General features: G+C 67.6%; 3 protein-coding genes, 1 tRNA gene and 1 pseudogene. 2 read left to right on the top strand and 3 right to left on the bottom strand.

Features of this window, described 5'->3' with window-relative positions; translation table 11 throughout:
• Together I5I_RS11655 and I5I_RS11650 are read right to left on the bottom strand one after the other, a co-directional pair.
• Positions 1-312, bottom strand: a pseudogene (locus tag I5I_RS11655) (potassium-transporting ATPase subunit C); the annotation flags it as partial.
• A 27-nt stretch (positions 313-339) separates the two neighbouring features.
• A tRNA-Thr gene (locus tag I5I_RS11650) sits at positions 340-412 on the bottom strand.
• Positions 413-714: 302 nt separating this feature from the next.
• Here I5I_RS11650 and I5I_RS11645 point away from each other — a divergent pair.
• Positions 715-1,227: a hypothetical protein gene (locus tag I5I_RS11645; RefSeq protein WP_036319616.1), complete on the top strand. Its 513-nt coding sequence runs from the start codon at positions 715-717 to the stop codon at positions 1,225-1,227.
• Between the two features lie 77 nt (positions 1,228-1,304).
• On the opposite strand, the gene I5I_RS11640 is transcribed toward I5I_RS11645, so the two are convergent.
• The gene (locus I5I_RS11640; RefSeq protein WP_036319613.1) at positions 1,305-2,249 is read right to left on the bottom strand and encodes a DsbA family protein; all 945 of its coding nucleotides are present in this window, start codon (positions 2,247-2,249) and stop codon (positions 1,305-1,307) included.
• Positions 2,250-2,518: 269 nt separating this feature from the next.
• Between I5I_RS11640 and I5I_RS11635 the strand changes: the two genes are divergently transcribed.
• On the top strand, positions 2,519-3,443 hold a 925-nt coding region (locus tag I5I_RS11635), incomplete at its 3' end, for an ABC transporter ATP-binding protein (protein ID WP_036319610.1).

The raw sequence follows: 3,443 nt of genomic DNA, 5'->3' as shown, positions 1-3,443 counted from the left end.
GAGCACGTTCACGCGGGGCTCGCCCAGGAAGCCGAGGTCGCGCGAGCTCGTGTGCTGATCGACGAGCGCCGAGACCACCGCCGGGTCGAGGCCGCGCGCCGCGGCGATGCGGGCCACCTGTAGCTTCGCGTACGCCGGCGAGATGTGCGGGTCGAGTCCCGATCCGGATGCCGTGACGGCGTCGGCCGGGATGTCGCCCACCGGCACGCCGTCCGCCGCGGCGATCGCGGCCTGGCGCTCGCCGATCGCGGTCACGAGGTCGCTGTTCTCCGGGCCGAGGTTCGACCCGCTCGACGCCGCGCCGTCGTATCCGAGCTGGTCAGGGTGCCAGATAAACGGTGCCGGCTACAGGACTTGAACCTGCAACCCCCGTATTACAAGTACGGTGCGCTACCAATTGCGCCAAGCCGGCGGGGCCCGGAAATCCGGACGACCACGGGATACCCCGCGCCTATGAGGGTACGTGATGCGCCGCGTCACACGCACATCGACGCAGGCAGCTCGCAGCGACCCTGAGAGGATAGGCGCATGCGCAGAAGCTGGTTCGTCGTTGTCTTGGGCGTCGTCGCGGTCATCTTCGCAGGATGTACAACGGCGCAACCCTCGCCGCTTCCGACCGCTTCACACACCCAGCCGCCGACGTCATCAGCTCCGATCACCACCCCAACTCCCACACCTACCTTCACACCCAGCCCGACATCGACCCGTGCCGCGTTGGTCATCTCGGCGACCGATGTGACGCTGATTGACGCGAGTGGCGAGGTCGTGGCGCGGCTGAAGTTCAAGGGCGAGGATCCCACTCCGTTCGCTCAGGCGATCAGTGCCGCAGCCGGGTCGGCCGGCATTGAGGAAACAAAGCCCGGCGGGCCGGAAGGTGCGAAGTTCACATCCACGTTCACGTGGGACAGCATGACGATCACCACGGTCTTCAGCCCCGACGAGTGCGATGCCGGGTGTCGGGGGACGTTCCTCTACGTCACCGCGCCACGCGTTGGAACACTGCCTATCCACACCGCCTCCGGCATCGTCGTGGGCCAGACCGTCGATGAAGCCAAGAAGCGAGGAGCGCAGCCCACGCCCGATCTTCCGCTCGCATCGGACCCCGAGGATCCTTCGCTCATCAACTCGACGACGGAGGGAACCAAAGTCGTCATCCCGGACGCGGACCAGGGAGTGATCATAGGCATCCGAGCCGGGGACTGGTACACGTCCCTCAGCGGCTTATGATCCGCGTTCCGCGGTCGACGTGTCCGTCGTGACGGGTCGCCGCTCACGTCATACGCGACGCGGACACGGGGCCTGACTTACGGCGCGGCCGTCGGCGTCACGGTGGGCGTGGGCGTCGCGGTCTGCGACTTGTAGTATGCCCCGCTCGCGCTCGTGAGCACGAACTGCGAGAACTCGGCGGCATCGGTCATGTCGCCCACGTACTGCTGGCCGTTCACGACGACCATGGGCGTTCCCGTCAGGGTGAGCCCGTTCGTACCGGGGATGCCGCTGATCGCCCGCTCGGTGGCACCCTTCACCCACGACGAGTACGACTCGGTCTCGATGCAGTCGCGAAGGCGCTTCGGATCGTCAGAGCCATTCGCCTGGGCGATGTCGGCGAGTTCCTTGTCGGAGAAGCCGTCGGAGTCGACAGCCGGCTGACGGGTGAGGAGGTCGTTGTTGAAGCTGAAGAACTTCGACGGATCGAGAGTCGCGACGCACGCGGCTGCGCTCGCCGCGCGCAACGAGTACTTCGTTCCGTTCGACTTGGCGGTGAGCATCGAGACCGGGTGGTAGGTCAGGGTTGCCGCCCCGTCCGACACCCACGACGCCAGCTGCTTCGCGTTGGCGAGCTGCCACTGTCGCGCCGCCGGCGAGAGGTAATCGACGTAGACGTGGATGTCGACCACGGATGCCGAGGTGGACGGCGAAGGTGTCGCCTGCGGCTCGGCCGCAGCCGTGGGCGCCGGGCTCGCGCCGTCGATCGGCGTTCCCGGCGAGACCGAAGACACCGACGTCACCCGGAAGCCGTCGGCGGTGGCGTCGGCCGGCTGCAGCTGCGGCCGATCGCTGTTGGAGCGCACCGCCCACGACACCGCGACCGCGACCGCGACGACGGCGGCAGCGGCGACGACGGCGAGCGCCGAGCGGCGCAGCACGCGTGCCCGCGACTGCTTCGCGTGGACGAGCTGCGCCTTCTCGCGCACCGCATCGCGGCGGCCAGCAGGCGTGGGCTCGTTCGGGGCGTCGTCGTGGGACATGGGACCTTCTGTGGGAGGCAGCTCGAGGGCACATCGCGGTGCATCCCGGTCGTCACGATCCGGATCGGGTCCAGCGTCGCGGACGGAGCAAGGCGATGTGTCGATGCTAGCCAGCGAGCCTGTGAAATGCCCAGACGAGGCCTCTTCCTCGCAGAGGAGAACGTGCGATACTGAGAACGCGTCCATCGCAGGACGTGCGGGCCAAGCCCCCGCTCATTCCATCACTACGGATCGTCCGGCACGTACCTGCCGGTGAAGGAGAAGAAAACATGGCGTCCGTCACCTTTGACAACGCAACCCGTCTGTACCCGGGCGGCACCCGCCCGGCCGTCGACAAGCTCAACCTCGAGGTCGGTGACGGCGAGTTCCTCGTCCTCGTCGGCCCGTCCGGTTGTGGAAAGTCGACGTCGCTGCGCATGCTGGCCGGCCTCGAAGAGGTCAACTCCGGCCGCATCCTGATCGGCGATCGCGATGTCACCGACATCCCGCCGAAGGACCGCGACATCGCGATGGTCTTCCAGAACTACGCCCTGTACCCTCACATGACGGTCGCCGAGAACATGGGCTTCGCGCTCAAGATCGCCGGCGTCGGCAAGGAAGAGCGCGCGCAGCGCGTGCTCGAGGCCGCGAAGCTCCTCGACCTCGAGGACTACCTGACCCGCAAGCCGAAGGCCCTCTCCGGTGGTCAGCGTCAGCGCGTCGCGATGGGCCGCGCGATCGTGCGCAAGCCCCAGGTGTTCCTCATGGACGAGCCCCTGTCGAACCTCGACGCGAAGCTGCGCGTGCAGACGCGCACCCAGATCGCATCGCTGCAGCGCAACCTCGGCGTCACCACGGTGTACGTGACCCACGACCAGACCGAGGCTCTGACCATGGGCGACCGCATCGCGGTTCTCAAGGACGGTCTGCTGCAGCAGGTCGGCACGCCGCGTGACCTGTACGAGAAGCCGAACAACGTCTTCGTCGCCGGCTTCATCGGCTCGCCCGCCATGAACCTGTTCCAGGTCGACCTGGCGAGCGCCGGCGGCATCCAGTTCGGCACCGCCGTCGTCGACGCCGACATCGACCGTCCCACCAGCGCGACGCAGGTCACCGCCGGCATCCGCCCGGAGGACATCATCGTGAACCCGGCCGACGGCCAGGGTCACTGGGTGACGGTCGACCTCGACTCTAGAGGATCCCCGGGACCGAGCT

It is taken from the genome of Microbacterium sp. B24 (genome assembly GCF_000333415.1).
GTDB lineage: Bacteria > Actinomycetota > Actinomycetes > Actinomycetales > Microbacteriaceae > Microbacterium.
This window is presented reverse-complemented; position numbering and strand designations above follow the sequence as displayed.

What these genes read in the sequence shown, in the direction of transcription:
- I5I_RS11640 (WP_036319613.1), bottom strand. Translation starts at nt 2,249, where the DNA reads ATGTCCCACGACGACGCCCCGAACGAGCCCACGCCTGCTGGCCGCCGC.